The following is a 25001-nucleotide window of genomic DNA, read 5'->3' as shown; positions in this document are numbered from 1 at the left end:
CCATCGTCGAGTCGTGGCGTGTCGCGCTTCGGCATTGAGCACTCGTCGCCATGATCAGGCGCATGAGCGGATCGGCGGGAACCCCCGAAGAGGGCTGGCGACGGGGCAGCACGACGACACCGCTCGAAGAACTTGCCGAGCATCTGCTCGCAACAGCGTCGCACCACGCACGGACTGCTATCCGCGACGTGAGCAGCGCGAACCAGTTCGTCCTCCTGGATGCTGCGATCCACACGGGCGGTGCGATCGAGATGGTCGCGAAGGCTGCTGTCGCCGAACTGGAGCCGTTGCTGCTCAGCAGCAGTGGAAACAGCAAGGGCGAGCTGCTCGACGCTCTACCAAAGTTCCGAGCGGCGACATTCACGTCCGCGAAGCGACTCAGGACCATCGACGCATCCGTGGCCGTTGCCATGGTTGGACGAATCCATCCAGCATGCGCCGCGCTCGGAACAGCCGCGACAGAGGCGCTGGAGATACGCAACGAGGCAGTGCATCTCGGCGTCGTGCACCCCGAACGGCTGACGGAGGCAGTTCAGGCAATGGCCTCTTACATCAACTCTGTGCTAGGTGCACTGGACTTCCCCGAAACGATGTTCTGGCGGTCAGCGACCAGCGACGCGCAGGTTCTGCAGGCCGAGCGCATGCGCCGACTCCTGAGTCTTGCTCGTCGCCGGATCTACGTCGCGAAGAAGTCGCTCGATCTCAAGTTGAGCATCGTGCCCGAGGCAGATCGCGAGCATTACATGCTGCAGCGCGAGCGCCTCCGCCCGGTCTTCGAGGAGAGCGCCGAGGCGCCATGCCCGGCGTGCGCGCGATCTGCTGCTCTCGGCTGGGGCATCGACGTAGACGTCGAGAAGGACCACGACGGCGGCTTTTACACAGTGGTGGCGGGCTACACGTTCGAGGGCCTCGCCTGCCCTGTCTGCGATCTGGAGTTGAAGGCCGACGAGGCCGAGGCGCTGGGTATCGACGGGACATGGCAGCAGCCGTCGGCTGAAGACGACTTCGACCCCGAATGGCTCGCGGAGTTCGAGGCCGAGAACGAAGACCTTCCGGGCTAGCGCAGAGCGCCGCTGACAGCGTCACGCGACGACGACAGCAGATCGACGCTGCCCGAGCGCCCACGAGCCGGGTACGAGCGCACAGCAGGCGGTGCGTGCTCGAAGGGACCGACGTTCACCGTGCGTGACGCGATGACTTCGCACCAATCGTGGGTGCGGCATGCGATCTCGCTGGACGCGCGGGCATTAGGCACAGTCGAATGACCTGCGGCGCGGGGGCCGGTCTGGGAGCGTGAGGTCCGTGACCGAAACGCCAGACAGCGGATGGGCGATCGAGCCCGGTGAACGATTGCCGCGCAAGCAGCTGCACGACCTCTACGGCGGAGTCAGGCAGGGGGGAGTCTCGCCGTCGTCGACGTCCGCAAACGTCCTTCTCTTCACCGATGCCAAGGCAAACGCCGATCACGGATACGTCGCGGACCGTTGGGTGCGACCGGATCTATTCGAGTACTGCGGCGAGGGGCAGTCAGGCGATCAAGACATTCGGAGGTACAACCGCTCGATCGCGGAGCACCGTGAGGTTGGCAAGACCCTCCGACTGTTTGAAGGCTGGAGGGGTCTGGTCAAGTACGTCGGCGAGTTCGGTGTCGACGCTCGGGAGAAGTTCTACTACGCGTACGGCCCCGGAAGAGACGGGTCGGATCGCCGCGTCGTCATCTTCCGGCTTCGACCTGTTGGGCATGTGTCTCGCGACGACGATCCGTTCGACGAGCAGGAGACCGCCGAGCTTCACCTTCCCGACCTCCCGGCACTTCGGCCCAGGACGCTCACGGGGAGCAGTTACCGAGCCGCGAGCGAGTCAACTCAGACGCAGACCGATCGGCTCCCGTTCTCGGTCGACCCAGACGAACAGGATCGAGCGCTCAGAGCACATGCAGGTGCTCAGAACCTTCTGGCACAGGCTCTTCGTGACAGCGGCGCTATCCCGCTAAGTCCGGGACAGGGGGACCCAAACTTTGACCTCGCATGGCGCGACGGTGTGCACACGTTCGTCGCCGAGATTAAGTCGATAGTTCCGGAAAACGAGTCGAAGCAACTGCGGTTGGGCATCGGGCAAGCGTTGGACTACGCCTATCAACTAGGCGCGACGCCGGTCGTCTTCGTCGATCGGCGTCCCGAGAGTGATCGGTGGCTGGCGATAGCCGAGCGCGCTGGGGTCCTGCTTGGTTGGCCTGCAGCCATGCCGCAGCTCATGCAGTGACATCACATCGCAGCAACCCGCGGGCTTGAACGCATCGCACAACGTCGTCGACGCGCGCAACTGTCGCGCGCTGTCCTGCCCGAACCGGCCCTCCCGCGCGGTCCGCATCGATAGCCTCGCCGCATGTGGACTTCGATTAACGTCATTCTTCACGGCGACGCCCAGCCGTGGTACAGCGACTGGGCAATTCCGATCGTCACCGCGGTCGTACCTGCGCTCGTCGCCCTTATCGGAGTTTTGGTGAACGCTCGCCGGACCGCCGACATGCTCATTGCTGCCGAGGGAACCCGCAACGACAACGACCGAGCCGCCGAACTCGACAGGCGCGATGCGGAGCGTCGTCAGTTTCTCAGGGGGGAGGTCGCCGAGTTGGCTGCCGCCGCTCGTGAGCGGAGCAAGGGCGCAGAGATGACAGCAGCCCATCTGGCGGTGAATGGCTACGCTCCGGTACCCGAGGAGCAGTCTGAGCGGCACCGAACGGCAGTCGACCGCCTTGCGGCAGCCATAGACCGCATCAGGTTGACGATCAGCGATCCCGAAATCGAGTCGTGCGTTGACGGCGTATGGGAGGCGCACGTGGAGCTCCAAAAAGCCCTGGGCATCTCGTTCGACGGTCTCAGGAAGCGCGGCTCAGTCTCCCGTGAGGATCTGCAACCGCTTTTTGATGCTTCCGACGCGCTCGATGCGGCCACCGACGATCTCGTTGCCACCTCGCGTGCCGCCCTTGCAGAGCCGGTGATCAAGGTCCCATCCGAATAGTGCCCGCAGGGCGTTCGGCGGCGAGGGTGCCGAGTCGATCCGAGCAGGCTCGCCGCGATCGGAGGCGATCTCGTCGACGGTGCCCGTGTGCGCGAGAGACGGAGCGCAGGGTTCTGCGGGCGCCTCGGGAAGAAAACGTGGGCGGTCCTGCGCGCTCGTCGTCGTCATCGTCGCGACTTCCGCGCTCACCGGCGGTGCACTCGCCAGAACTCTTCGAGTTGGCCGGCCCTGCGTGCTGCGCTGTTCTCTGCGTGTCTGCGTCGCTCGATGAGTTCGGCGTACGCGACTCGTGCGTTCTCTTCGAGCAGGCGCTGCTCTGCTGCTGCTTCTTCGGCGCGCAGTCTCTGCTGCCATGTCAGCCCGGCAGCGGGTGCTGCTGCTGGCGCGGTCGGCTCTGCTTCGTGTGCATCGTGTTCGTCGTGTTCGACGTGCGCCCAGCGTTGCCCTCCTGCGACGAGCTGATCGGCTGCGGCGAGCAGCAGCGCGATCTCGGCTTGATCGTCGATGCGTTGCCGATGCACGGGCCCGGACTTGATCGCGCGTTCGGCGTCGTCGAGTGCTGAAAGCGTTGCTGCGCTCGGACCTGGGCGCGGCGTTCTGATCTGCAGCCCGCGACTGCCGGGGATGCCTGCGAGATCGACGACCGACACTTCGCGCAGGCGGGCACCGCGACGGCGGACTGCTGCGAGCCCGTTGCGCTTGTTCGGTGCGCTCCATTCGTCTTGCTCCGGGTCGGGCACGAACCCGACCGAGACGTCGGCTGCGAGCCCGGACGCGACGAGCGCGCGCACTTCGTCGAGTCTGGCCGCGCCGCCGACGAGAGTGCCGGACGCGTGCAGGCCGTCGCGCTCGGTCCAGAACCGATCGAGCCAGCCAACCGGGCGTGACCTGTCGTGGTACGTCAGCAGTCGCACACGCGCTGTCGGTGTGACGACGGACTGTTCGTCCCACGCTTCGCGGTACGCGATCAGGTCCCCGGACGGGATGCGCTCGACGAACGGTGACTCGCCGAACTTCACTGCGAGCACTTCGATCGTCACGCCGTCCGGGTCGACGCTGATCGGTGTGTCGGTCGTGACGCTCACGGCTCGACGTCTTCGCGCTTGGCGACTGCGACGCCGAGATGGTTCACGACGACGCGCGGCCCGGCTGCTGTCGTGATCTTGTCGCCGTCGACTTTGCGCACACGCAGCTCGGGCTCGTCGCCGACTCGTCTGCGTGTCGCTTCGCCTGCTGCTGCTCGTCGTGCTCGTTCGCGGGCGAGCTCGAGGTCGGTGTCTTCGGGGCGGATGTACCCGCGCAGGTAGTCCTCGTGCTTCGGGATGTGCAGCGTCGTGCTCGGCATGGTGGTCGCCTCCGTGGCGGTGGGCATGCGGTCGGCGCGCTGTCACGCGTCCCGTGGGAGGTTGTCGCCGTCGTCAGGCCCGTGCAAGTGCGACGAGTCGTCTGGCAGATCGCCGCCGACGCCGTAGTCGAGTTGCATGTTCAGCAGCGCCGGGCAGGTCGGGCTGACGTGCACGACTGTCGCAGCGATCGGGTCGCCGTCGACGTCGCGGCGCGTGATGACGGTGAATCGCTCGCAGGTGCAGCCGATGATGCTGCGCCCGATCAGATCGGCGAGCCCAGCAGCAGCGTCGGGTGTCATTGGGTCACCAGCGCGTGACCGAGCCGCAGGTGCTCGACGACGGACGTCCAGGCGACCGACATGGGCGTCGTCGTGCGCTCGTCATCGAACGAGCCGACGTCGACGACGATCACCGCGCGCAGCGCTGCTGTCAGGCACTCGCTGCAGCCGGCCAGTGCAGCGACGAGCGAGTCGACCTCGACGCGTCGTGCGCGTGCTGCAGCAGCGCGTGCAGCGCGCTCCTGTTCGGCGTACTCGCGAACGCGTTCTGCCTGGGCTCGTCGCTGCGCGATCGCGTACTGGTCGTGACTGTCGCATCGTCGCCCAGGCTCGACGACGCGTCGACAAGTGCCGCCGTGTCCGTTGTCTGCGCCGCACCAATGCTCGGGGTCGTGCACGACGCAGGGATCGCCGCTCGTGACGTTCCGGCAGGGCCGCCCGGATCGAGTAGCGACGCCGCAGCGGTGCGGATCGGTCGTGGTCGTCATCTGGGCTGCCTTCCGTTGAGCCGGGCGAGCGCCGAGACGACGACGCCGTCGACAGATAGTTCGGGGTGCTCAGTGCGGATGCTCTCGACAGCAGCGAGCCCTGCAGCGCCGTGGCGGTCGAGCTGTGCTCGTCTTTGAGTCGCTTCGTCGTCGTGCACGTCGTTGTGCGCAGCGCTCTGGTGAGACGACAGACGGGCTGGATGTTGTCCTGTCTCCTGTTCCTTCTTCTCCTTCTTCTTCCTATGCGGTCGCTGAGCGTCCCGCGTCATGGTCGCTGAGCGTCCCGCGTCATGGTCGCTGGGCGTCCCACGTTCGTGGGTCGCTGAGCGTCCCGCGTCGGCTGCGTCGAAGGCCGACAGATTGAGCCGGTACTGCGTCGGTCGCCCGGGTGCGGGCTTGCGCGCTCGGGTCAGCGCGCCTGCTTCGAGCAACACCGGATACGCGCGCCGGATCGCTCGGAACCTGTTCGCACGCACCCGACGTGCGTCGGTCGCCGCGTCGCTGTCGTCGTCCTGATCAGGTTCGGCTGGCAGCCGTCCGTCCATGCATTCGGCCAGGTAGCCGAACCCACCCCAGAACGTTCGAGCCGGTCGACCGTCGCTGTCGTCGTCGAGAGTGATGTTCGCCAGCGCGACGAGCACGAGCATCGGCCACGGGTGCTCGGCCTGCAGGTGACCGAACTGCAGGAGCGCGAACCGCACGTTGGTCGCACCCATCACAGCCACCGCCCCGGCCCTCGCAGGACGATCGTCCCGTGCTTGTCGACGGCGACGATCCGCGCGCCCGTCGCTAGTTGCCAGCGCGACAGTTGCCGGACCGGGTGCCGAGTCATGCAGCGACCCGCAGATGCTGCTGTGACGTCGCTGGTGGCTCGCTGCTGCTCGACTGGACCTGTCCGGCATCGTCAGCGAGTGTCATCCTGGGTCCCGTCTTCGTCCTGGTCGTCGTAGACAACGAGCCGGGGTGCCACGTCGGGCGCCCCGGCTCTGTCACGTACGCACGACGCGTGAACGCTTGGCAGCGGGCTGCGCGTCTGAGCGCTCGGCGGCCCACGCGTCGATCGCGCTCTGACGCCAGAGCAGACGACGACCCACCTTGACCGGCTCAGGCAGCAGGCCCCCGTAGGACCAGTTCAGGACAGTGCCGCGCGCGACGTGGAACTGCGAGGCGACGTCGTCGCTCGTGATGAGCGGGTCATCTGCTCTGGGGATCATCGTTGTGACCTCTCGGCGAAACTGCGTGATCTCGACACATCTCACCGTGTCACGCCTTGCCGCGTGCGTCTACAGGCCGCTACTGTGTAGATATGACACAGTCGCCTGCGCCGAAGCGTCCCCCCGCTCGACCGCTCGCTGCGCAGCTCGCGCGCCGGTTCAAGCAGATGCGCGAGGCTCGTGAATGGAGCGCCCGCGAACTAGCCGAGGCGTGCAAAGCAGCGGGCTATGGGCACATGACGCGCGACGTGATCGCTTCGATCGAGATGGGCCGGCGCATCGACATCACAGTCGACGAACTCGCTGTGCTGACGCATGTGCTCGGCGCTGCAGACCCTGAGGCTTCGTCTCCGACTGCATCGATCTTGCTCGCCGACGCTGGGCTCGCTGCAGCACGCGCAGGCGGTCCTCGGTGGCTCGCTGAACCAGACGTGTGGCTCGCGTTCGCCGGTGCTGAGTACGACCGCGAGCGGCGGCTTAAGAGCCTGATCGAAAGGTTCGCGACCGAAGCAGGCGTGATCTTGGGCTTCGATGCCGATCCAGAGATCGAGGGGAAGCAAATCCTGGACGCGATATTCGTCAAGCCGACCGAACCCGTTCACGACAGCGAGGACATCTGAGATGGCGAACATCAGCGCGAAGCGCCCAGACGGCAAGTACCGCGCGCGAGTCAACGACCCGCGCACCGGGCGCGAGATCGCGAAGCACTTCGATCGCAAGATCGACGCGCAGCGCTGGATCGACGAGCACACAGCGAGCGTCGTGACCGGGACGTTCGTTGACCCAAGCGCCGGGCGGATCACATTCAAGGACTACGCCGAGCACTGGCGTTCTGTGCAAGCACACCGCCCGTCGACAGCAGATCAGGTGCGCCGGTCGCTCGATAGGCACGTTTATCCCGTGCTCGGGAGCAGACGAATCTCGACCATCATGCCGAGCGACCTCAAGGCGCTCGTCAAGCGCATGTCGCTCACGCTCGCACCGTCGACGGTGTCAACGATCTACAAGCACGTCTCGGCGATCTTCAAGGCCGCCGTCGCCGATCGTCGCATCGTCGTCTCGCCATGCTCGGACTTGTCAGTCCCGAAGCCGCGCAAGGCGAAGGTCGTACCGATGACGACCGAACAGGTCTTCGCGCTCGCGGACGCGATGCTGCCGAAGTACCGCGCGGCAGTCATCTTGTCGGCGGGGACCGGCCTTCGGCTCGGCGAGGTGCTCGGGCTGTCAGTGAGCCACATCGACTTCCTTCGTCGTCACGTCGTCGTCGACCGGCAGCTCGTGCAGATCGCTGGTCAGCCGCCGTACTTCGGGCCGCCCAAGACGGACGCGTCGTATCGGACCGTCCCGCTCCCTCAGATCGTCGTCGACGAACTCGCCCATCACCTGGCGGAGTTCCCACCGTCGAGCAGGGATGGGCTCGTCTTCACGAACGCGATCGGCGCACCGATCCGGCGCACAAGCATGTGGAGCGTCTGGCAGGACGCTGCAGCCGCGAGCAACGTCCACGGCGAGTCTTTCCACTCGCTTCGTCACTACTACGCGTCGCTGCTGATCCGTCACGGAGAGTCCGTCAAGACAGTGCAGGCACGGCTCGGCCACGCGTCGGCTGTCGAGACTCTCGACACGTACTCGCACCTGTGGCCGGATTCTGACGACCGGACTCGTGAGGCCGTCGACGCAGCGATGGGACGAAACGACTCACGGACTACACACGGACTAGCGCGGTAGCGCAGCACCGTTCCTGCAGGTCAGAGCGATAAATGCGGATGAGTCAGTCGATACGCCGGGTTCTGTCCTCGCGCGCGGTTGCCCGCGCTGCGCGAGTGGCGGCCATCCCTCTACGACGTACGTTGCCGCACGCCTCCAGCGGCCTACCCGGGAGCTCGGGCGAGCAGCCCTCGAACGCTCCCTGTCTGACCTTGCTCCGGGTGGGGTTTACCTAGCCGCACCGGTCGCCCGGCACGCTGGTGGTCTCTTACACCACCGTTTCACCCTTACCCGACCGGCGGACCGGTCGGGCGGTCTGTTCTCTGTGGCACTGTCCCGCGGGTCACCCCGGGTGGGCGTTACCCACCACCCTGCTCTGCGGAGCCCGGACGTTCCTCGGCGAGCCCGAGGGCTCGACGCGGCCGCCTGACTGACTCATCCGCGCCGTCAGCCTAGTCGGCGCGCGAGGTCACGGGCACCGGCCCGTCAACGTGAACCGGGTGTCGGTCTCGGTGTCGTCCGCCGTCGCCCCGGTGCCGGAGGCGTCCACGTCGCCGGTGTCGGCGACCTGCACGTTCGAGATCGTGCCCTGGAAGCCGTCATCGCCCGTGACGACGATGCTGCCCTTGCCGCCCTTCACGGCCACGGTCACCGTGGCGCCGTCGCCCTCGAACGTCACGTTCAGCGTTGCCTTGTCGGGGTTCTCGCAGGTCGACGCCGTGCCGGAGACCGAGAGCTTGCCGTCAGCGGTGCTGAAGGAGAACTCGCCGAGGCCGCTCGTCGATCTCGAGCCGCTCCCACCGTCGTCCGCGGAGCTGCAGCCCGCGAGCGACCACGAGAGCGTGGCAGCAAGGGCGAGAATGGCGAGGGCCGGGCGACGATGGACGACGAGTCCGCTCATCTCTGGAGGCTAGGCCCGCCTCGGGCCGAAAGCACCTGGGAAGTTCACCCATCCGCGTCGCCTCTGGCCCCGAACCACGGGTATGGACACCACACACGGACTGACCAAGCGCGAGCGCGTCATCCTCGCCCACCTGGCCCTGCCCCTCACGCTCGGCGAGATCGCCGGATCGCTGTTCGTCACCCGGAACACGGTGAAGTCGCAGGTCCGCTCCATCTACCTCAAGCTCGGGGTCGCCGATCGCGAGTCGGCGCTCACGCACGGGCGGCGCCTCGGGCTCGTGCCCGCCGACCTGGGCATGCCCGAGATCGGGCAGAGGCATCGGCGACTGACGGAGGTGCCGCACCCTGCCGTTCAGACGTCGACGCGGTAGGTCAGCGACAGCTCGTCGCCGGAGACTCCCCGGATCCCCCAGTTCTCCGGCGGGCTCTCGATGATGATCACCTCGAGGTCGTCCGCGGACAGACCGAGGGTGGGCGCGACGTCGTCGTAGAACGCAGCGATGAGCGCCCGGCGTGCCTCGCGGCTCCGGCCGGTGAAGCAGAGGATCTCGACCACCAGGTAGTCCTTGCCGCGCGGAGCCACCAGGTCGTCGCCGTCGAGCAGCAGGAAGCGGTGGAACCTCTTGTCCGGGGGCAGTCCCCAGGTGCCGACGATCACGCGATGGATCGCGTCCGACACCGACCCGCGGCGGTCCTGCCAGACGTCGCGGCGGCCGTAGATCTTGACGTGCGCCATGTGGTCCTCCTCGCGCTGGGGCGTCGCGCGGAGCCTACAGTTCAGGCGTGCTCGTGCTCCTGCCGCCCTCCGAGGGCAAGACGCCGCCGCGCGCCCGCGGCCCCCAGCTCGACCTCGACGGACTCGGCGCGCCCGGTCTCACGCCGGTGCGGGAGAAGGTGCTGGACGCGTTGATCCAGGTCAGCGCGACGACGGACGCCATGCGCGTCCTCGGTGTCGGGGCCAGCCTCGCCCACGAGGTCGCCCGCAACACCGACCTGCGCACCGCCCCGACGGCTCCCGCGAAGAAGGTCTACTCGGGTGTCCTGTATGCGGCGGCGGGGCTCGACCGCCTCACACCGACCGCGCGTGCGCGGGCCACGGACAGCGTGCGGATCGTGTCGGGCCTGTGGGGCCTCGTCGCGCCGGACGACCAGATCCCCGCGTACCGGCTGTCCATGGGCACCGATCTGCCCGGCATCGGCCCGCTGGCGGGAGCGTGGCGCGGACCCCTCGGGGTCGAGCTCACCGACCGGGCCGAGGGCGAGCTCGTGGTCGACTGCCGCTCGGCCACGTACCTCGCCGCCTGGCACCCGCCGGCCTCGGCCGACTGGGTGGCCGTCCGGGTGCTGCGGGAGCTCGACGGGCAGCGGTCCGTCGTCTCGCACAATGCCAAGCACACCCGCGGCGTCCTCACGCGGCACCTGCTGACCCGCCGCGGCCGGGCACCGCACGACGCCGCGTCGCTCGCGCGGGTGGCGCAGGAGCTCGTCGGCTCCGAGCTGATGGCCGCCGAGCTGGGTCCGCCCGCCCGCGGAGCCCGGACGCTCTCGCTCGTCGTGGCCTGAGTGAGCCGCCGACGGCACGTGCCGTGGTGGTTCGTCGCCGTGGCCGTGAGTGCGCTCGCCGTAGTCACGGGTGCACTGCCCGCCGACGACGCCCGCGCGCTGGCGGAGCGGACGCTGCCCGTGCTCGTGTTCGTCGCCGGGCTGACCGTCGTCGCCGAGATGTGCGCGGGGGCCGGGCTGTTCGACGCCGCCGCGGGCCTCGCGTCGCGCGTGGCGGGCGGGCACCGGTGGGCGCTGTGGGGCCTCGTCGTGCTGCTGGCCGTCGTGAGCACGGCCGTCCTGTCGCTCGACACCACCGCGGTGCTCCTCACCCCGGTCGTCATCGCGCTCGCCCGGCGCACCCACACTCCCCCGTTGCCGTTCGCGCTGGCGGTCCTCGCGCTCGCCAACACCGCCTCACTCGTGCTCCCCGTCTCCAACCTCACCAACCTGCTCGCCGACCACACCCTGCGCGCGGCGGGTGTCGGCTACCTCGGGCTGATGTGGGCGCCGGCGCTCGCGGCGGTCGTCGTGACCGTGGCCGTGCTCGCCGTCCGGGACCGACGGTCGTTGCACGGCGGCTACGACGTGCACCCGCCGCGCGCGGTCCGCGACCGCGTGCTGCTCGCCGTCTGCGCCGTCGCCGTCGGCGTGCTCGCGGTCGCCTTCGTCCTCGGCGCCCCGACGGCACCGACCGCGGTCGCCGTCGCGGTCGCGCTCCTTGCGGCCACGCTCCTGCGGCACCAGAGGCTGCCGGTGGCCGCGCGCGACCTCGTGCCGTGGCGGACCCTGCTCGTCGTCCTCGGGCTCTTCGTCGTCGTCGAGACCGCCCACGCGCACGGCCTGGGGACGGTGCTCGCCCACGCGGCCGGGACCGGGAGCACTGCGGGCGACCTGCTCAGGGTGGCCGCGGTCGGCGCGCTCGCGTCGAACGCGATCAACAACCTGCCCGCCTACCTGGCGCTCGAGCCGGCCGTGGCCGCGGACCCGTTGCGGGTGGCTGCGCTGCTCATCGGCACGGGCGTCGGGCCGCTGATCACGCCCTGGGGCTCGCTGGCGACGGTCCTGTGGTGGCAACGCTGCCGCACGGTGCTGCTCGACGTGCCCGCCGGGACGATCGTGCGGCAGGGTCTGCTGCTCGCGCCGCTCGCGGTGGTGGCCGCCACCGCGGCGCTCGTCGCGACCTCCTAGGACCGTCGGTCGGTCGTCGCCCAGCCCTCGCTCGGCACCCCGACCACGGCGATCTCGTCGCGGCGGTCCGCGAACAGCCGCACGATGCTCACCGAGGCCGGCGCGACGCGCAGCTGGCTCCACGACGACGGCTGCGCGCCCATGGTGACGCCGAGCGCCGCGCGGATCGAGACCGCGTGGCTCACGACGACAACCGTGCGGTCGACGCCCTCCGCCAGCAGGGCCTCGAGCCCGCGCTGCAGCCGGCGCCCGACGTCCTCGATCGACTCACCCCCGGGCGGTCGCACGTCGGCCTTCGTGTGCCACGGCTCCAGCTGCCCGGGCCAGCGCTCCTCGATCTGCTCGGACGTCAGCCCCTGCCACTCGCCGAAGTTCGCCTCCTGGAAGGTGGCGTCGGTCCGGACGGGCAGGCCCAGCGTCTCCGCGATGATCGCGCTGGTCTGCTGCGTGCGCACCATCGGGGAGGCGACGACCTCGCTCGGGTACGGGATGTCGCCCCACAGGTCGCGGCCGATGCGGTCCACCAGGTCGGCGGCGTCGCGCGCCTGCCGCAGCCCAGTGTTGTCGAGCGGCGGCCCCGGCTCGCCGGAGCCCGAGTAGCCGCGCGCGACGGTCATGGTCGTCTGGCCGTGCCGGACGAGGACGACCGTGACCGGCTGCTCCTCGTCGAAGCGGACACCCGCACCGGACGGACGTGGCGCCCGCGAGGTCGTCGGGGGCCCTGTGGGGTGGGCGGTCGAGTCGGTCAACGGTTCGGCGTCGTCGCTCACGATCGCAGTCTGGCGCTCCCGCGCCCCGTGCGCGACCCCCGTCAGCCCTTGGCGGGCTCGGGGAGCCGGACGAGGATCCGCCCGCACTCCTCGCAGCGGGCCACCTGGTCCGCGGGTGCTTTGACGATGGCCTCGACGTCGAGCGGGTTGAGCTCGAGCCGGCAGCTCTCGCACCGCCGACCGCGCAGGGCTCCTGCACCCTTGCCGCCCAGCTGGGCACGCAGCTTCTCGTAGAGCGCGACGAGCCCGGCGTCGAGGCCGTCGACGGCCTTCGCGCGCTCGGCGCGCACGACCTCGGCGTCCGCGTCGAGCGTCGCGTACGCCGCGTCGCGCTCGGACTCGACCGCGGCGCGCTTGTCGGCGAGCGACTCGTGCGCGGTGGTCACCTCGGCGAGCGCCGTCTCGTGGGCCTCGAGCCGCTCCATGACGTCCAGCTCGATCTCCTCGAGCTCCGCCTGGCGACGCCCGAGGGTGCCGAGCTCGCTCTGCAGCGCCTGCAGGTCCTTCGGGCTGCCGTGCCCGGAGTCGAGCCGCGACTGGTCGCGCGCGGCGCGTACCCGCACCTGCTCGACGTCGGCCTCGGCCTTGGTCAGCTCGCGCCGCAGGTCGCTCACCGCCGTCTGGGACGTCACGAGCGCCGTGTGCAGGTCGGTGACCTGCGAGTCCAGCTCGATCAGCCGCGCCAGCTCCGGCAGCGTGCGCTTCTTGTGGGCGATCTGGTCCAGGCGGGTGTCGAGCTCCTGGACGTCGAGCAGTCGGCGCTGGTCCGCTGCGGGTGCAGTCGTCACGGGTGTCCTTCGGTCGAGGCGTGTGGTGCGGCAGGCTCAGGGCTCGCGACGCGACCCGTCCACGGGTCGGTGCGCAGCGTGCTGACGCGCGTGACCACCGTAGTCCCCGCAGCCGTGACATCCCGCTCGAGCGCCCGGGCGGCGTGGGCGAGCCAGGGCCACTCCGAGGCGAAGTGCGCGACGTCCACGAGGTACGGCGTCGAGACGCCCTCGAAGTCGGCGCGCTCGCGCAGCTCCGAGGCCGGGTGGTGGCGCAGGTCGGCGGTCACGTAGGCGTCGACCCCGGACGCCCGGACGGCGTCGAAGAGCGAGTCGCCCGAGCCGCCGACCACGGCGACCCGCTCGACGCGCCCGTCGGGGTCGCCAGCGAACCGGACCCCCTGGGCGGTCGCGGGCAGCGCACGAGCGACGTCGGCGGCGAACGCGGCGAGCGTCGTCGGTTCCCGGAGCGCACCCACGCGGCCGATGCCCGTGCTCCCCGGCCACGATGCCACCTCGAGCACGTCGAACGCCGGCTCCTCGTACGGGTGGGCGGCTCGCAGGGCGGCCACGACCGCCGCCCGCAACCGGCGCGGCGCCACCATCTCGACGCGCGCCTCGACCACGCGGGACGCCTCGCCGGCGGACCCGATCGTGGGCGTCGCCGCCTGGGACGGGGTGAACGTCCCCTCGCCGGTCGACGTCCACGCGCACCGCGTGTACTCCCCGAGCGCGCCGGCACCGGCCGCGGCGAGGGCATCGACCAGGCGCTCGGCGTCCCCGACGGGGACGAACACCACGTGCTTGTCCAGCGGCTCGGCGGGTGCCGCGTCCAGGGGCACGGTGCCGACGAGCCCGAGCGCGTCGGCCAGCGCGTCCGCGACGCCGCCCGTCGCGGCGTCGGCGTTGGTGTGCGCGGTGAAGAGGCCGACGCCGGAGCGGACCAGCCGGTGCAGCAGCGCGCCCTTGAAGGTGGTGGCGGCGATCGAGTGGACCGGCCGCAGGAAGAGCGGGTGGTGGGTCACGACGAGGTCGGCCTCCCACGCGACGGCCTCGTCGACCACCGCGGCGACCGGGTCGACCGCGAACAGCACCCGGCGCACGGGCTGGTCCGGGTCCCCGGTCACCAGACCCACCGCGTCCCACGACTCGGCGGTGGACGGCGGGTAGCGACGCTCGAGGAGGTGCACGACGTCGGCCAGGCGGGGCGCGCTCACGCCCAGCACGCTACCGGGCGGCTCATCGCACCTCGACCGGGTCACCGACCGCGATCCGGCCCGTGCGCACGGGGACCATCTGCACGCCGAACCACAGCTCGCCGTCCCACCGCCGGTGCCGGGCGAGTGCCACCAGCGGCTCGCGGCCCTTGACCTGGGTGTCGGGGTCGATCGTCGTCATGACGCAGCGCCCGCACAGGTCGGCGAACCGCAGCTCCACGTCGCCGACGGCCAGCGTCGACCACCGGTCCTCCGCGAAGGCCTCGAGATCCCCGTCGACCACAAGGTTGGGCCGGAACCGCCGCATGTCGAGCGCCTGCCGGGCCTCGGGGGCGGGCTCGCCGCGGGACAGCGCCCGGTCCACCCGCTCGTCGTGGATCTCGGCCGCCCAGGCGTCGAGCCGCGCGAGCGAGGCCGTCGTGGTCACGTGCAGCGGCCCGCTGTCGTTCAGCGACATCGGGTCGTCCAGGGTGCCGCCGTGCTTCTCCGCCATGCCGCGCCGGGCCGGGTCGTCGAGCCAGAGCAGCCGAGCGGCGCGACCGACCAGGTCCGAGCACCACGCGTCGGCCTCGTCGCCCGCGCGGGTGGCCGTCTCCAGCCTGCTCATCCGCACCGCGACGTCGGCAGGTCCCTCGGGCTCGGCGACCCAGAGCGGCTCCCGGTCGCGGGCGGTCAGCCGGACGCCGCCGTCCACCGGCGTGGCCCGAGCGCCGAGCATGCCCGGGTGCTTGCGCGCCGTGATCGTCTCGCCCGACCGGTCGACGAGCATCCACCGACGGTCCCCCCGCGGGCCCGACTTGTCGATAGTCATGGCGTCCAGAGGACTCCCCGCGAGAGACTTCACCGGGTAGACGGTGAGGGCGGACACGTAGGGCATGGGCGGACCATAACAACGCCCTCCAGGTGAACGGCGCACGAACGCCACTGCCTGCGTGCGAGAATTGGATGCTCGGGGCATCGGTCACGAGGGATGAAGGGCTTGGTCCGGGTGCAACGGTTCATCGGTCGCGGGGCACGCGGGCTGCGCGAGCTGGCGCTGCTCGTGCTGCTGTGGATCGGCTACACGGTCGTTCGCGCCACGGCCGGCACCGACGTCGACGCCGCGAACGGGTCGGCGCTGAAGATCCTGGGTCTCGAGCGGACGCTGCACATGAACATCGAGCAGTCGCTCGACCACTGGGCGGCCGGCGTCCGTGGCGTCGAGGTCGTCGCGTCGTTCTGGTACGCGTCGCTGCACCTCGTGGTGACGGGGTCGGTGCTCCTCTGGCTGTACCTACGCCACCCCGACGCCTACCGTCCGCTGCGCAGGGCCCTCGTCATCGCCACCGGCGTCGCGCTCGTCTGCTACCTCGCCCTCCCGACGGCGCCACCGAGACTGCTGCCCGGGTACGTCGACATCCTCCAGCACACGGCCGACGTCGGCTGGTGGCCAGGCGCGGGCGGGAAAGGCTCCGTGCCGACGAACGAGCTGGCGGCGTTCCCGTCGATGCACGCCGGGTGGTCGCTGTGGGTCGGGCTCGCCCTGTTCGTCGCGGCACGCCGGCCCGCGATGCGCTGGATCGGCGCGTGCTACGCCCTGGGCACCGCCGCCGTCGTCGTGCTCACGGGCAACCACTGGATCCTCGACGTCGTCGTCGGATGGGTCGCGGTCGCCGTGCCGGCCGTGTGGCTCCTGCGCCGCGCGGCTCTCCCCACCGACCGGTCGGGAGAGCCGCGCGAGCACGAGGAGCGTGTGCCGACGCCGCGAGCCGCGGTGGGCTCAGACGGCACGGTGGGCCCGGCCGGTTTCGAACCGGCGACCTCCGCGGTGTAAGCGCGGCGCTCTGACCAGCTGAGCTACAGGCCCCGACGAACACCCGCCGGGGCGGGCATCTCGACGGGCGCACAGCCTACCGGGCGGTGCCGGTCAGGCGGCGAGGTCCTCGATCGCCTGGCGGTAGGCGGCGAAGTCGCGGGCGCGCCCCGGAGGGTTGACCAGGCTCCAGCGCAGCACTCCGTCGGCGTCCACCAGGAAGCTGCCGCGCACGGCGAACCCCTTGGCCTCGTCGAACACGCCGTAGGCGCGAGCCACCTCGCCGTGCGGCCAGAAGTCGGACAGCAGGTCGAACCCGAAGCCCTCCTGCGCCGCCCACGCGCGCAGCGAGTGCCCGGGGTCGCAGGACACGACGAGCACGTGCACGCCGGCCGCCTCGAACTCGCTGATGTTGTCGCGCAGCTCGCACAGCTCACCGGTGCACGTCCCCGAGAACGCGAACGGCACGAACACGATCACGACGGGTCCGCCGCGCAGCCCGCTGAGCGTGACCGGGGTGCCGTGCGTGTCGGGCAGGGAGAAGTCGGGCGCCGGGGCGCCGAGCAGGGGGGTGTCAGCCATGTCGCGGACTGTAACCGTCCGCGACGTGGTCAGCGACCGCGTCCGCGGGCTCCCAGGCGGGTGGCGGACCAGTCGGTGGCGATCGAGAAGGTGCTCATCGCGTGCAACCCCGAGGTGGTCGCGGCCTCCTCGATGTCGCTGTGCGAGACATGTCCGGAGCGGCCGGCCTTGGGCGTGAGGACCCAGATCGGCCCGCCGTCGTCCAGCACGGTCATCGCGTCCACGAGCGCGTCCGTGAGGTCGCCGTCGCCGTCGCGGAACCAGATGACGGCTCCGTCCGTGACGTCGTCGTACTCCTCGTCGACCAGCTCGGCGCCGGTCACTGCCTCGAGGCTGGTGCGCAGCTCGTCGTCGACGTCGTCGTCGTAACCGAACTCCTGGACCACCTGGCCCGAGGTGAAGCCCAGGCGGGCGGCCACCTGCGACGCGCCTTCGTCCGCGGTGGATGACACGTCCGGACCGCTCCCTTCGTTCTCGGTGTCCCGGTGACGGGACACCTGCTCATTGCCGCACACGCTAGCCCACCGCACCCGGCCGGGCGCACGCAAGACCTGCACGGACGAAGGTGTCGACAGGCTCGCGACGCAGCTCAGCACCGGCACTGTCGTGGACGTCACGTGGACGTTCTTGGTACTCGGTGTGACTTTCGGGCCCTCGCGGACCGAGAATGGGTGTCGACTACCCGCACCCGTCGAGCCGCCCACCCAGGCGTGCCCAGCACGGGCCGGGCCAGATGCGCCGCCGACGCCGACCGGGCTCGTGCGCGCGGACGAGAAGCAAGGAGCGCTGGTGGCTTCGATCGACGAGACGGGACCGCTCATCGGCGGCCTGCTCAGCCAGGTGCCGGACATCGATCCGGACGAGACCGGCGAGTGGGTGGAGTCCCTCGACGGACTCATCGACGAGAAGGGCGGCCCGCGCGCGCGCTATGTGCTGCTGAGCATGCTGCGGCACGCGCGACAGCGGAACGTGGCCATCCCGGCCTCGCTCACCACCCCCTACGTCAACACCATCGCGGTGCACGACGAGCCCTACTTCCCGGGCGACGAGGCGCTCGAGCGTCGCTACCGCTCGTGGATCCGCTGGAACGCCGCGGTGATGGTCACGCGGGCGCAGCGCCCCGGGATCGGCGTCGGAGGGCACATCTCCTCGTACGCGTCGGTCGCGACGCTCACCGAGGTGGGCCTCAACCACTTCTTCCGCGGCAAGGACCACCCGGGCGGCGGTGACCAGGTCTACTTCCAGGGTCACGCCTCCCCCGGCGTCTACGCTCGCGCCTTCCTCGAGGGTCGGCTGTCGGCCCACCAGCTGGACGGGTTCCGCCAGGAGCTGTCCCACCCGGGCGGCGGCCTGCCGTCCTACCCGCACCCGCGCCTCGCACCGGACCTCTGGGAGTTCCCCACGGTCTCGATGGGCCTCGGCCCTGCGTCCGCCATCTACCAGGCGTGGACCAACCGGTACCTGCACCTGCGCGGCATCAAGGACACCAGCCAGCAGGACGTCTGGGCGTTCCTGGGCGACGGCGAGATGGACGAGCCCGAGTCCCGCGGCATGCTCCAGCTGGCCGGCCAGCAGGGCCTGGACAACCTCACCTTCGTCGTCAACTGCAACCTGCAGCGGCTCGACGGCCCGGTCCGCGGCAACGGCAAGATCATCCAGGAGCTCGAGGCGCAGTTCCGCGGCGCCGGCTGGAACGTCATCAAGGTGATCTGGGGCCGCGAGTGGGACGCCCTGCTCAACGCCGACAAGGACCGCGCGCTCGTCAACCTGATGAACACGACGCCCGACGGCGACTTCCAGACGTACCGCGCCGAGAGCGGCGCGTTCATCCGCGAGCACTTCTTCGGCCGCGACCCGAGGACCAAGCAGCTCGTCGAGAAGATGTCCGACGACGAGATCTGGGCGCTGAAGCGCGGCGGGCACGACTACCGCAAGATCTACGCCGCCTACAAGGCCGCCCGCGAGCACACCGGTCAGCCGACGGTCATCCTGGCGCACACCATCAAGGGCTACGGCCTGGGGTCCGGGTTCGCCGGCCGCAACGCCACGCACCAGATGAAGAAGCTCAAGTCCGACGACCTCAAGACGCTGCGCGACTCGCTGCACATCCCGATCACGGACGAGCAGATCGACGAGAACCCGTACGTCCCGCCGTACTTCCACCCGGGAGCCGACGACGAGGGCATCCAGTACCTGCTCGAGCGTCGCCGTCAGCTGGGCGGGTTCGTGCCGGAGCGCCGCACGACGCACAAGCCCCTCGTGCTGCCCGCGGACAAGGTCTACGAGGGCCTGGCCAAGGGTTCGGGGCACCAGGAGGTCGCCACGACGATGGCGCTCGTGCGCCTGTTCAAGGACCTGGTGCGGGACAAGGAGTTCGGCCACCGACTGGTGCCGATCATCCCCGACGAGGCCCGCACGTTCGGCTTGGACTCGATCTTCCCGAGCGCCAAGATCTTCAACACGAACGGCCAGAACTACATGGCCGTGGACCGCGAGCTCATGCTCTCCTACAAGGAGTCCGAGTCCGGCCAGATCATGCACACGGGCATCAACGAGGCCGGCTCCGCCTCGGCGTTCCAGGCCGTCGGCACGTCCTACGCGACGCACGGCGAGCCGCTCATCCCGTTCTACTTCTACTACTCGATGTTCGGGTTCCAGCGGACCGGTGACCAGTTCTGGGCCGCCGGTGACCAGATGGCCCGCGGGTTCCTCATCGGCGCCACCGCCGGCCGCACCACCCTGACGGGTGAGGGTCTGCAGCACGCCGACGGCCACTCGCCGCTGCTGGCCGGCACCATGTCCCACGTCGTGCACTACGACCCGGCATACGGGTACGAGATCCGGCACATCGTCAAGGACGGCATCGAGCGGATGTACGGCCAGGGTCACGACCGTGACCGGGACGTCATCTACTACCTCACCGTCTACAACGAGCCGATGCAGCAGCCCGTGGAGCCCGAGGGCGTCGACGTCGAGGGCATCCTGCGGGGCATCCACCTGATCGCCCCCGCCGAGGGTGACGGGCCGCGCGCCCAGATCCTGGCGTCCGGCGTCGCGGTGCCGTGGGCGCTCGAGGCCAAGAAGCTCCTGGCCGACGACTGGGGCGTCCAGGCGGCCGTGTGGTCGGTGACCAGCTGGAACGAGCTGCGTCGCGACGGCCTCGCCGCCGACCAGCAGGCGTACCTGCACCCCGGCGAGGAGGAGCGCGTCCCGTACCTCACGCAGAAGCTGCAGGGCGCCGAGGGTCCGTTCGTCGCGACGACGGACTTCGACCACCTCGTCGCCGACCAGGTGCGGGCGTGGATCCCCGGCACCTACGCGACGCTGGGCGCCGACGGCTTCGGCTTCTCGGACACCCGGGCGGCGGCTCGTCGGCACTTCAAGATCGACGGCCCCTCGACGGTGGTCCGCGTGCTCCAGCAGCTCGCCCGCTCGGGCGCCGTCGGCCCCGAGGCCCCGGGCCAGGCGATCGAGCGCTACCGGCTGTACGACGTCACCGCCGGCACGTCCGGCAACACCGGCGGCGACAGCTGACCGGCTGACACGACCAGCACGCCGAAGGCCCGGGCTCTCCAGAGCCCGGGCCTTCGCGCTGTCCTTGTGGTGTCCCGACCTGTCAGGTGCCGGGCATGGTCTGCTGGGCGTGCGCGACGTCGCGGGCGAGCTCGGCCTTCAGCTCCGCGACGGCCTTCTGGTCCGGGTAGAGGTCGAGGGCGGCGATGTGCTGCTTGGCCTCCAGCGGGCGGCCCGCCTCGATGGACGCGAGGACCAGCTGGCGGGCGACCTCGGGGTCGTGCTCCCGCGGACGCCAGTGGCCCACGCCGAGGCCCAGGGCATCGACCGGCAGCTCGGCCTCGCGCAGGACGGCCAGGGCCGCGACGAGCGCCCTGCCGGAGGGGTCGCGCTCCGCGGCCGTGGTCAGGCGGCGCACGGTCCCCTCGTGGTCGTCGTGCACCGACAGGCGCGCGACCTCGATGAGGGGGTACCAGGCCCGCGGGTTGCCGGCGAGCTCCTCACCCAGGGCCCAGACGGCAAGGTCCGCAGCGCGCTGGCTCTCGCCCTCGTCCGTCGGCCCGGCGAGCGGGTCGACGTCCGTGCTCGACTCCGCGGCGCGCCGCCGGACGATCTCCGCCAGCGCGACGAACGCGCGCTCGTTGTTCGGGTCGTCGCTGAGCATGGAGCGCAGGGCGTCCTCGTGCAGGGTGTCTCCGCGGCGCGCGACCTTCGTCGGGCGGCGTGAGCCGACCCGCGAGGCCGAGGTCGGCCGCCGCATGAGCTGACGCAGACGGGGCAGAAGTGCCATGACGTGACCCTATCCGCTAGGGGCGTGGCCCACCGGGCTCCGGAGATTCCTCACACACCGGGCACGGCCGCGCCGAGGCCGTGCTGCACCCTCGTTTGTCGACTTCCCACAAGGCTGGACCCTATGCTCGGCCCATGTCCAGCACCGCCCAGGGGACAGACCCCGCCCCCACCGCGCCCCCCGAGAAACCGGACGTCACGACGGCGGCACGTGCCCGACGGTCCTCGACGCCGCGCGGACGGGTGCCCGTCCTGGAGGCCCGCGGCGGGCCGGAGACGCAGCGCCGGGTGCGCGACAGCGCCGGGCTGCTGTCGGCGGCGGCGATGCGACGGCTCGACGACGACCTCGAGTGGTACCGCGCGCTCCCGGCCGAGGACCGGTCGTGGGTGGGCCTGGTCGCCCAGGCGGGCATCACGGCGTTTGTCACCTGGTTCGCGGAACCGACCCGGCCGCCGCACGGCGTCGGGGACATCTTCGCCGCCGCTCCCCCGGAGCTCACCCGGTCGATCTCGTTGCAGCACACGCTCCAGCTGGTGCGGGTCGTCGTCGACGTCGTCGAGACGCACAGCGACCGGCTCGCCGCACCGGGCGACGAGCGCGAGGTCCGCGAGGCCGTCCTGCGCTACTCCCGCGAGGTGGCCTTCTCGGCGGCGGAGGTCTACGCCCGCGCCGCCGAGGTGCGCGGAGCGTGGGACGCCCGCCTCGAGGCGCTCGTCGTCGACGCCCTCGTGCGGGGCGACGTCGACGACGCGCTGCGCTCGCGCATCGCCGCGCTCGGGTGGAGCGGACGGGGATCGACGCTGGTCATGGTGGGGACGACGACGTCCGCGCTCGACGACGTCCGGGCGGCCGAGCTGCGTCGGGCCACGCGCCGCGCGGCCGACGACGCCCTGGTGGGCATCCAGGGCGACCGCCTCGTCGTGTTCCTCGGCGGCGAGGGCGACCTCCGCACGGCGGCCGCCACCCTGCTCCCGAGGTTCGGGCCGGGGCCCGTGGTGATCGGGCCCGCGGTGGGCGACCTCACGGACTCCGCGCGCTCCGCCCGCGCCGCCTTGTCCGGCCTGCTCGCGGCCCCCGCCTGGGAGCAGGCGCCCCGACCCGTGCAGGCCGACGAGCTGCTGCCCGAGCGAGTGCTGATCGGCGACGTGACCGCGCGCACGGCGCTCGTCGCGCAGGCGTACGCGCCGCTGGCGGCGAGCCCGGGGTCCCTGCTGGAGACGCTGTCGGCGTACCTCGGCACGGGCCGGTCCCTCGAGGCCGCGGCCCGGACGCTCTACGTGCACCCGAACACCGTCCGGTACCGCCTGCGCCGGGTGTCGGACGTGACCGGGTGGGACCCGCTGGACGCGCGGGAGTCCTACGTCCTGCAGACCGCGCTGGCCCTCGGCCGGCTGGACGCCGCCGCGGCCACGCCGACCGTGAGCGCGCGCTGACCTCTTGTAGGAGTCGCACAAGGGCGCCCGAGAAGGTTGGTGCACGCCGTGAGCCGGGTCGGCGTCCAGGGCCAGGCAGAGTGGTCGGGTGCTCGCAGTCGTCTGCCCCGGTCAGGGCGCCCAGTCCCCCGGCATGCTCGCCCCGTGGCTCGAGCTGCCGTCCGTCGCCGAGTCGATCGCGCGGGCATCCCGCACGACCGGCCTCGACCTGGTCGCCCACGGCACCACGTCCGACGCCGAGACCATCCGGGACACCGCCGTCGCCCAGCCGCTCCTCGTGGCCACGGCGCTGGCGAGCCTGCGGGCCGTCCTCGACCTCGACGCCGACGCCTCCCTCGCGGTCGCCGCGCAGAGAGTTGCGGGCGTCACCGCCGGGCACTCCGTGGGCGAGCTCGCCGCGGCCGCGATCGCGGGCGTGCTCACGGACGACGAGGCCCTGCGCCTGGTCACCGTGCGCGGTGCGGCGATGGCCCGCGCGGCGGCCGTGACGCCCACGGGCATGTGCGCGGTGCTGGGCGGCGACCCGGACGAGGTCCTGGCGGCGCTCGCGACCCACGGCCTGGTCCCCGCCAACGTCAACGGCGGCGGGCAGGTCGTCGCGGCGGGCACGCTCGACGCCCTCGCCGCGTTCGCCGCCGCCCCGCCGAGCCGCGCCCGCGTGGTCCCCCTGCAGGTGGCCGGCGCGTTCCACACCGAGCACATGGCGCCCGCGGTCGCCGAGCTGCGGGCTGCCGCGGACGACGTGACGCCCGGCGAGCCACAGGTGCGGCTGCTCACCAACTCGGACGGCACCGTCACGGCCTCGGGCGCACGCGCCCTGGAGCTCGTCGTCGCCCAGGTGGCCAACCCGGTCCGTTGGGACCTGTGCCAGGCCACGCTGCTCGAGCTCGGTGTCACCGGCCTGCTCGAGGTGGCACCGGGAGGAGTGCTCACCGGGCTGGCCCGGCGTACGCTTCCCGGGGTCGAGACGGTGGCTGTCAAGACCCCCGCCGACCTCGATGCCGCGCGCGATCTCGTCCGTCGGCACGCCGGAACCCCCGCACCAGCTCAGGAGAACCCGTCGTGACCCGTCCCACCCTCACGCAGGCCACCGGGCCGGCGCACACCCGCATCCTCGGCCTCGGCGGCGTCCGCGGCGAGCGGGTGGTGCCGAACGACGAGCTGGTCGGGCCCATCGACTCCTCGGACGAGTGGATCCGGCAGCGCACCGGCATCATCACGCGGCGGCGTGCCGAGGCGGGCACCGACGTGCTCGACCTCGCCGAGGCGGCGGCGCTGCAGGCGATCGCCAACGCGGGCCTGACCGGCGCGGACATCGACGTGGTCATCCTGTCGACCGTCACCTACTTCCACCAGACGCCCGCCGGCGCCGCGATCATCGCGGACCGCATCGGCGCGACCCCGGCGGCGGCGTTCGACATCTCGGCCGCCTGCGCCGGCTACTGCTACGGCATCGGCCAGGCCGACGCCCTGGTCCGCGCGGGTACCGCCCGGCACGTGCTCGTCATCGGCGCGGAGAAGATGAGCGAGTTCGTCGACCCGACCGACCGCTCGATCTCGTTCCTGCTCGGGGACGGGGCCGGCGCGGTCGTCATCGGCCCGTCCGACACGCCCGGCATCGGCCCGACCATCTGGGGCTCGGACGGCAGCCAGGCGCAGGCGATCCGGCAGACGCACTCGTGGCTGGCGACGCGCGACGAGGGCGCCGGCTGGCCGACCCTGCGCCAGGAGGGCCCGAGCGTCTACAAGTGGGCGGTCTGGCAGATGGCACCCGTCGCGCAGAAGGCCTTGGACGCCGCCGGGGTGACCGCGGACGAGATCGAGGCGTTCATCCCGCACCAGGCCAACATGCGGATCATCGACCAGATGATCAAGACGCTGAAGCTCCCGGACACGGTCGTCGTCGGCCGCGACATCGCGGACACCGGCAACACGTCCGCCGCCTCGATCCCGTTGGCCGCCGAGCGGCTGCTGCGCGAGGGCCAGGTGTCCAGCGGCGCGCTGGCTCTGCAGATCGGCTTCGGCGCCGGCCTGGTCTACGCGGCGCAGGTCGTCGTCCTGCCCTGAACCCCGAGGTTCGACCACTGCGGTTGTACCGTTCGTCCGACCCCACAGCTTCATCCCCGAAGCACCACCCGACACGAGGAGACACCCCATGGCGTACAGCGAGCAGGAGATCCTGGCCGGTCTGGCCGAGATCGTCAGCGAGGAGACCGGCCTGCCCACCGACTCCGTCCTGCCCGAGAAGTCCTTCACCGACGACCTCGACATCGACTCGCTGTCGATGATGACGATCGTCACGCTCGCCGAGGAGAAGTTCGACGTGCGCATCCCCGACGACGAGGTCAAGAACCTCGCCACGGTCGGCGACGCGGTCACGTTCATCACGGGCGCCCAGGCCTGAGCCTGAGCCACCGGGGTCGGTCCCGGGCTCCTACGCCCGGGAC

The 25001-nt window shown here is 71.0% G+C and carries 29 protein-coding genes, 1 tRNA gene and 1 other RNA gene; 14 read left to right on the top strand and 17 right to left on the bottom strand.

Going from position 1 to position 25001, the window contains the following annotated elements; all coding sequences use genetic code 11:
* Positions 1 to 62: 62 nt before the first annotated feature.
* From ACXJKA_RS05510 to ACXJKA_RS05500, 3 genes are all read left to right on the top strand, one after another.
* Positions 63 to 1061, top strand: a complete 999-nt coding sequence (locus ACXJKA_RS05510; protein WP_456824176.1) for a hypothetical protein — start codon at positions 63 to 65, stop codon at positions 1059 to 1061.
* A gap of 241 nt (positions 1062 to 1302) precedes the next feature.
* Positions 1303 to 2262 (top strand): hypothetical protein, encoded by a 960-nt coding sequence (locus ACXJKA_RS05505; RefSeq protein ID WP_456824175.1) that lies wholly within the window; start codon positions 1303 to 1305, stop codon positions 2260 to 2262.
* Between the two features lie 123 nt (positions 2263 to 2385).
* Positions 2386 to 3021, top strand: coding sequence for a hypothetical protein (locus ACXJKA_RS05500; RefSeq protein ID WP_456824174.1), 636 nt, complete (start codon positions 2386 to 2388; stop codon positions 3019 to 3021).
* Positions 3022 to 3206: 185 nt separating this feature from the next.
* Here the strand turns inward: ACXJKA_RS05500 and ACXJKA_RS05495 are convergent, their stop codons facing one another.
* From ACXJKA_RS05495 to ACXJKA_RS05470, 6 genes are all read right to left on the bottom strand, one after another.
* Positions 3207 to 4106: a hypothetical protein gene (locus ACXJKA_RS05495; RefSeq protein WP_456824173.1), complete on the bottom strand. Its 900-nt coding sequence runs from the start codon at positions 4104 to 4106 to the stop codon at positions 3207 to 3209.
* Entirely contained in the window at positions 4103 to 4366 is a 264-nt protein-coding gene (locus tag ACXJKA_RS05490; protein WP_456824172.1) for a hypothetical protein, read from the bottom strand. Before ACXJKA_RS05490 ends, ACXJKA_RS05495 begins: the two co-directional genes overlap by 4 nt.
* Before the next feature lie 42 nt (positions 4367 to 4408).
* Complete coding sequence (locus tag ACXJKA_RS05485) at positions 4409 to 4666, bottom strand: hypothetical protein (RefSeq protein ID WP_456824171.1); 258 nt, start codon at positions 4664 to 4666, stop codon at positions 4409 to 4411.
* Entirely contained in the window at positions 4663 to 5133 is a 471-nt protein-coding gene (locus ACXJKA_RS05480) for a hypothetical protein (protein WP_456824170.1), read from the bottom strand. The genes ACXJKA_RS05485 and ACXJKA_RS05480 overlap by 4 nt, the downstream gene beginning before the upstream one ends.
* On the bottom strand, positions 5130 to 5849 hold the full coding sequence (locus tag ACXJKA_RS05475) for a hypothetical protein (RefSeq protein ID WP_456824169.1): 720 nt from the start codon (positions 5847 to 5849) through the stop codon (positions 5130 to 5132). The genes ACXJKA_RS05480 and ACXJKA_RS05475 overlap by 4 nt, the downstream gene beginning before the upstream one ends.
* A gap of 273 nt (positions 5850 to 6122) precedes the next feature.
* A complete protein-coding gene (locus tag ACXJKA_RS05470; RefSeq protein WP_456824168.1) occupies positions 6123 to 6347 on the bottom strand; it encodes a helix-turn-helix transcriptional regulator in 225 nt (74 codons plus the stop codon).
* A 92-nt stretch (positions 6348 to 6439) separates the two neighbouring features.
* Here ACXJKA_RS05470 and ACXJKA_RS05465 point away from each other — a divergent pair, with 92 nt between their 5' ends.
* Both ACXJKA_RS05465 and ACXJKA_RS05460 read left to right on the top strand, forming a co-directional pair.
* The gene (locus ACXJKA_RS05465; RefSeq protein WP_456824167.1) at positions 6440 to 6967 is read left to right on the top strand and encodes a helix-turn-helix domain-containing protein; all 528 of its coding nucleotides are present in this window, start codon (positions 6440 to 6442) and stop codon (positions 6965 to 6967) included.
* Between the two features lies 1 nt (position 6968).
* Positions 6969 to 8075: a tyrosine-type recombinase/integrase gene (locus ACXJKA_RS05460; RefSeq protein WP_456824166.1), complete on the top strand. Its 1107-nt coding sequence runs from the start codon at positions 6969 to 6971 to the stop codon at positions 8073 to 8075.
* A 35-nt stretch (positions 8076 to 8110) separates the two neighbouring features.
* On the opposite strand, the gene rnpB is transcribed toward ACXJKA_RS05460, so the two are convergent.
* Positions 8111 to 8492, bottom strand: an RNA gene (gene rnpB / locus ACXJKA_RS05455) — RNase P RNA component class A.
* Positions 8493 to 8523: 31 nt separating this feature from the next.
* The gene (locus ACXJKA_RS05450; RefSeq protein ID WP_456824165.1) at positions 8524 to 8955 is read right to left on the bottom strand and encodes a hypothetical protein; all 432 of its coding nucleotides are present in this window, start codon (positions 8953 to 8955) and stop codon (positions 8524 to 8526) included.
* A gap of 82 nt (positions 8956 to 9037) precedes the next feature.
* Here ACXJKA_RS05450 and ACXJKA_RS05445 point away from each other — a divergent pair, with 82 nt between their 5' ends.
* Positions 9038 to 9328, top strand: coding sequence for a LuxR C-terminal-related transcriptional regulator (locus ACXJKA_RS05445; protein WP_456824164.1), 291 nt, complete (start codon positions 9038 to 9040; stop codon positions 9326 to 9328).
* On the opposite strand, the gene ACXJKA_RS05440 is transcribed toward ACXJKA_RS05445, so the two are convergent.
* Entirely contained in the window at positions 9310 to 9693 is a 384-nt protein-coding gene (locus tag ACXJKA_RS05440; protein ID WP_456824163.1) for a tautomerase family protein, read from the bottom strand. The two genes, ACXJKA_RS05445 and ACXJKA_RS05440, sit on opposite strands and share 19 nt — an antisense overlap.
* Positions 9694 to 9740: 47 nt before the next feature.
* Here ACXJKA_RS05440 and ACXJKA_RS05435 point away from each other — a divergent pair, with 47 nt between their 5' ends.
* Positions 9741 to 10520, top strand: coding sequence for a YaaA family protein (locus ACXJKA_RS05435; protein WP_456824162.1), 780 nt, complete (start codon positions 9741 to 9743; stop codon positions 10518 to 10520).
* Positions 10521 to 11690, top strand: coding sequence for an SLC13 family permease (locus ACXJKA_RS05430; RefSeq protein WP_456824161.1), 1170 nt, complete (start codon positions 10521 to 10523; stop codon positions 11688 to 11690).
* On the opposite strand, the gene ACXJKA_RS05425 is transcribed toward ACXJKA_RS05430, so the two are convergent.
* Genes ACXJKA_RS05425 through ACXJKA_RS05410 form a run of 4 tightly spaced genes read right to left on the bottom strand, consistent with a single transcriptional unit; the run spans position 11687 to position 15321 of the window.
* Entirely contained in the window at positions 11687 to 12460 is a 774-nt protein-coding gene (locus ACXJKA_RS05425) for a histidine phosphatase family protein (protein ID WP_456824160.1), read from the bottom strand. The two genes, ACXJKA_RS05430 and ACXJKA_RS05425, sit on opposite strands and share 4 nt — an antisense overlap.
* Positions 12461 to 12501: 41 nt before the next feature.
* A complete protein-coding gene (locus ACXJKA_RS05420) occupies positions 12502 to 13248 on the bottom strand; it encodes a zinc ribbon domain-containing protein (RefSeq protein ID WP_456824159.1) in 747 nt (248 codons plus the stop codon).
* Positions 13245 to 14444 (bottom strand): Nif3-like dinuclear metal center hexameric protein, encoded by a 1200-nt coding sequence (locus tag ACXJKA_RS05415; protein WP_456824158.1) that lies wholly within the window; start codon positions 14442 to 14444, stop codon positions 13245 to 13247. Before ACXJKA_RS05415 ends, ACXJKA_RS05420 begins: the two co-directional genes overlap by 4 nt.
* 22 nt (positions 14445 to 14466) lie before the next feature.
* Positions 14467 to 15321, bottom strand: a complete 855-nt coding sequence (locus tag ACXJKA_RS05410; RefSeq protein WP_456824157.1) for an MOSC domain-containing protein — start codon at positions 15319 to 15321, stop codon at positions 14467 to 14469.
* 93 nt (positions 15322 to 15414) lie between these two features.
* On the opposite strand from ACXJKA_RS05410, the gene ACXJKA_RS05405 reads away from it, so the two are divergent.
* The gene (locus ACXJKA_RS05405) at positions 15415 to 16257 is read left to right on the top strand and encodes a phosphatase PAP2 family protein (RefSeq protein ID WP_456824341.1); all 843 of its coding nucleotides are present in this window, start codon (positions 15415 to 15417) and stop codon (positions 16255 to 16257) included.
* Here the strand turns inward: ACXJKA_RS05405 and ACXJKA_RS05400 are convergent.
* The 3 genes from ACXJKA_RS05400 to ACXJKA_RS05390 form a co-directional block, all read right to left on the bottom strand.
* Positions 16217 to 16290 (bottom strand) — tRNA-Val (locus ACXJKA_RS05400). The genes ACXJKA_RS05405 and ACXJKA_RS05400 overlap by 41 nt on opposite strands.
* 60 nt (positions 16291 to 16350) lie before the next feature.
* The gene (locus tag ACXJKA_RS05395) at positions 16351 to 16818 is read right to left on the bottom strand and encodes a peroxiredoxin (RefSeq protein WP_456824156.1); all 468 of its coding nucleotides are present in this window, start codon (positions 16816 to 16818) and stop codon (positions 16351 to 16353) included.
* Between the two features lie 29 nt (positions 16819 to 16847).
* Positions 16848 to 17270, bottom strand: a complete 423-nt coding sequence (locus ACXJKA_RS05390; protein ID WP_456824155.1) for a DUF3052 domain-containing protein — start codon at positions 17268 to 17270, stop codon at positions 16848 to 16850.
* 337 nt (positions 17271 to 17607) lie between these two features.
* Between ACXJKA_RS05390 and aceE the strand changes: the two genes are divergently transcribed.
* Positions 17608 to 20352, top strand: a complete 2745-nt coding sequence (gene aceE, locus ACXJKA_RS05385) for a pyruvate dehydrogenase (acetyl-transferring), homodimeric type (protein ID WP_456824154.1) — start codon at positions 17608 to 17610, stop codon at positions 20350 to 20352.
* Positions 20353 to 20434: 82 nt separating this feature from the next.
* Here aceE and ACXJKA_RS05380 read toward each other — a convergent pair whose 3' ends face one another.
* Entirely contained in the window at positions 20435 to 21121 is a 687-nt protein-coding gene (locus tag ACXJKA_RS05380; RefSeq protein WP_456824153.1) for a hypothetical protein, read from the bottom strand.
* Between the two features lie 134 nt (positions 21122 to 21255).
* Here ACXJKA_RS05380 and ACXJKA_RS05375 point away from each other — a divergent pair, with 134 nt between their 5' ends.
* The 4 genes from ACXJKA_RS05375 to ACXJKA_RS05360 all read left to right on the top strand — a co-directional run bounded on the left by ACXJKA_RS05375 (position 21256) and on the right by ACXJKA_RS05360 (position 24958).
* Positions 21256 to 22554: a PucR family transcriptional regulator gene (locus tag ACXJKA_RS05375; protein WP_456824152.1), complete on the top strand. Its 1299-nt coding sequence runs from the start codon at positions 21256 to 21258 to the stop codon at positions 22552 to 22554.
* An 88-nt stretch (positions 22555 to 22642) separates the two neighbouring features.
* Positions 22643 to 23620: an ACP S-malonyltransferase gene (locus tag ACXJKA_RS05370; protein ID WP_456824151.1), complete on the top strand. Its 978-nt coding sequence runs from the start codon at positions 22643 to 22645 to the stop codon at positions 23618 to 23620.
* Positions 23617 to 24621: a beta-ketoacyl-ACP synthase III gene (locus tag ACXJKA_RS05365; RefSeq protein ID WP_456824150.1), complete on the top strand. Its 1005-nt coding sequence runs from the start codon at positions 23617 to 23619 to the stop codon at positions 24619 to 24621. Before ACXJKA_RS05370 ends, ACXJKA_RS05365 begins: the two co-directional genes overlap by 4 nt.
* Positions 24622 to 24709: 88 nt before the next feature.
* Positions 24710 to 24958: an acyl carrier protein gene (locus tag ACXJKA_RS05360; RefSeq protein WP_055913595.1), complete on the top strand. Its 249-nt coding sequence runs from the start codon at positions 24710 to 24712 to the stop codon at positions 24956 to 24958.
* The last annotated feature ends 43 nt before the right edge of the window (positions 24959 to 25001 follow it).

The organism is Cellulomonas sp. P5_E12 (assembly GCF_054049315.1).
The sequence above is the reverse complement of the archived record's forward strand: the minus strand, read 5'-3'. Positions and strand labels throughout refer to the sequence as shown.

Coding starts and splice junctions, on each gene's coding strand:
- ACXJKA_RS05510 (WP_456824176.1), top strand. CDS start 63: ATGAGCGGATCGGCGGGAACCCCCGAAGAGGGCTGGCGACGGGGCAGC.
- ACXJKA_RS05500 (WP_456824174.1), top strand. CDS start 2,386: ATGTGGACTTCGATTAACGTCATTCTTCACGGCGACGCCCAGCCGTGG.
- ACXJKA_RS05490 (WP_456824172.1), bottom strand. CDS start 4,366: ATGCCGAGCACGACGCTGCACATCCCGAAGCACGAGGACTACCTGCGC.
- ACXJKA_RS05485 (WP_456824171.1), bottom strand. CDS start 4,666: ATGACACCCGACGCTGCTGCTGGGCTCGCCGATCTGATCGGGCGCAGC.
- ACXJKA_RS05480 (WP_456824170.1), bottom strand. CDS start 5,133: ATGACGACCACGACCGATCCGCACCGCTGCGGCGTCGCTACTCGATCC.
- ACXJKA_RS05475 (WP_456824169.1), bottom strand. CDS start 5,849: ATGGGTGCGACCAACGTGCGGTTCGCGCTCCTGCAGTTCGGTCACCTG.
- ACXJKA_RS05470 (WP_456824168.1), bottom strand. CDS start 6,347: ATGATCCCCAGAGCAGATGACCCGCTCATCACGAGCGACGACGTCGCC.
- ACXJKA_RS05465 (WP_456824167.1), top strand. CDS start 6,440: ATGACACAGTCGCCTGCGCCGAAGCGTCCCCCCGCTCGACCGCTCGCT.
- ACXJKA_RS05460 (WP_456824166.1), top strand. CDS start 6,969: ATGGCGAACATCAGCGCGAAGCGCCCAGACGGCAAGTACCGCGCGCGA.
- ACXJKA_RS05450 (WP_456824165.1), bottom strand. CDS start 8,955: ATGAGCGGACTCGTCGTCCATCGTCGCCCGGCCCTCGCCATTCTCGCC.
- ACXJKA_RS05445 (WP_456824164.1), top strand. CDS start 9,038: ATGGACACCACACACGGACTGACCAAGCGCGAGCGCGTCATCCTCGCC.
- ACXJKA_RS05440 (WP_456824163.1), bottom strand. CDS start 9,693: ATGGCGCACGTCAAGATCTACGGCCGCCGCGACGTCTGGCAGGACCGC.
- ACXJKA_RS05410 (WP_456824157.1), bottom strand. CDS start 15,321: ATGCCCTACGTGTCCGCCCTCACCGTCTACCCGGTGAAGTCTCTCGCG.
- ACXJKA_RS05405 (WP_456824341.1), top strand. CDS start 15,415: ATGAAGGGCTTGGTCCGGGTGCAACGGTTCATCGGTCGCGGGGCACGC.
- ACXJKA_RS05395 (WP_456824156.1), bottom strand. CDS start 16,818: ATGGCTGACACCCCCCTGCTCGGCGCCCCGGCGCCCGACTTCTCCCTG.
- ACXJKA_RS05380 (WP_456824153.1), bottom strand. CDS start 21,121: ATGGCACTTCTGCCCCGTCTGCGTCAGCTCATGCGGCGGCCGACCTCG.
- ACXJKA_RS05375 (WP_456824152.1), top strand. CDS start 21,256: ATGTCCAGCACCGCCCAGGGGACAGACCCCGCCCCCACCGCGCCCCCC.
- ACXJKA_RS05360 (WP_055913595.1), top strand. CDS start 24,710: ATGGCGTACAGCGAGCAGGAGATCCTGGCCGGTCTGGCCGAGATCGTC.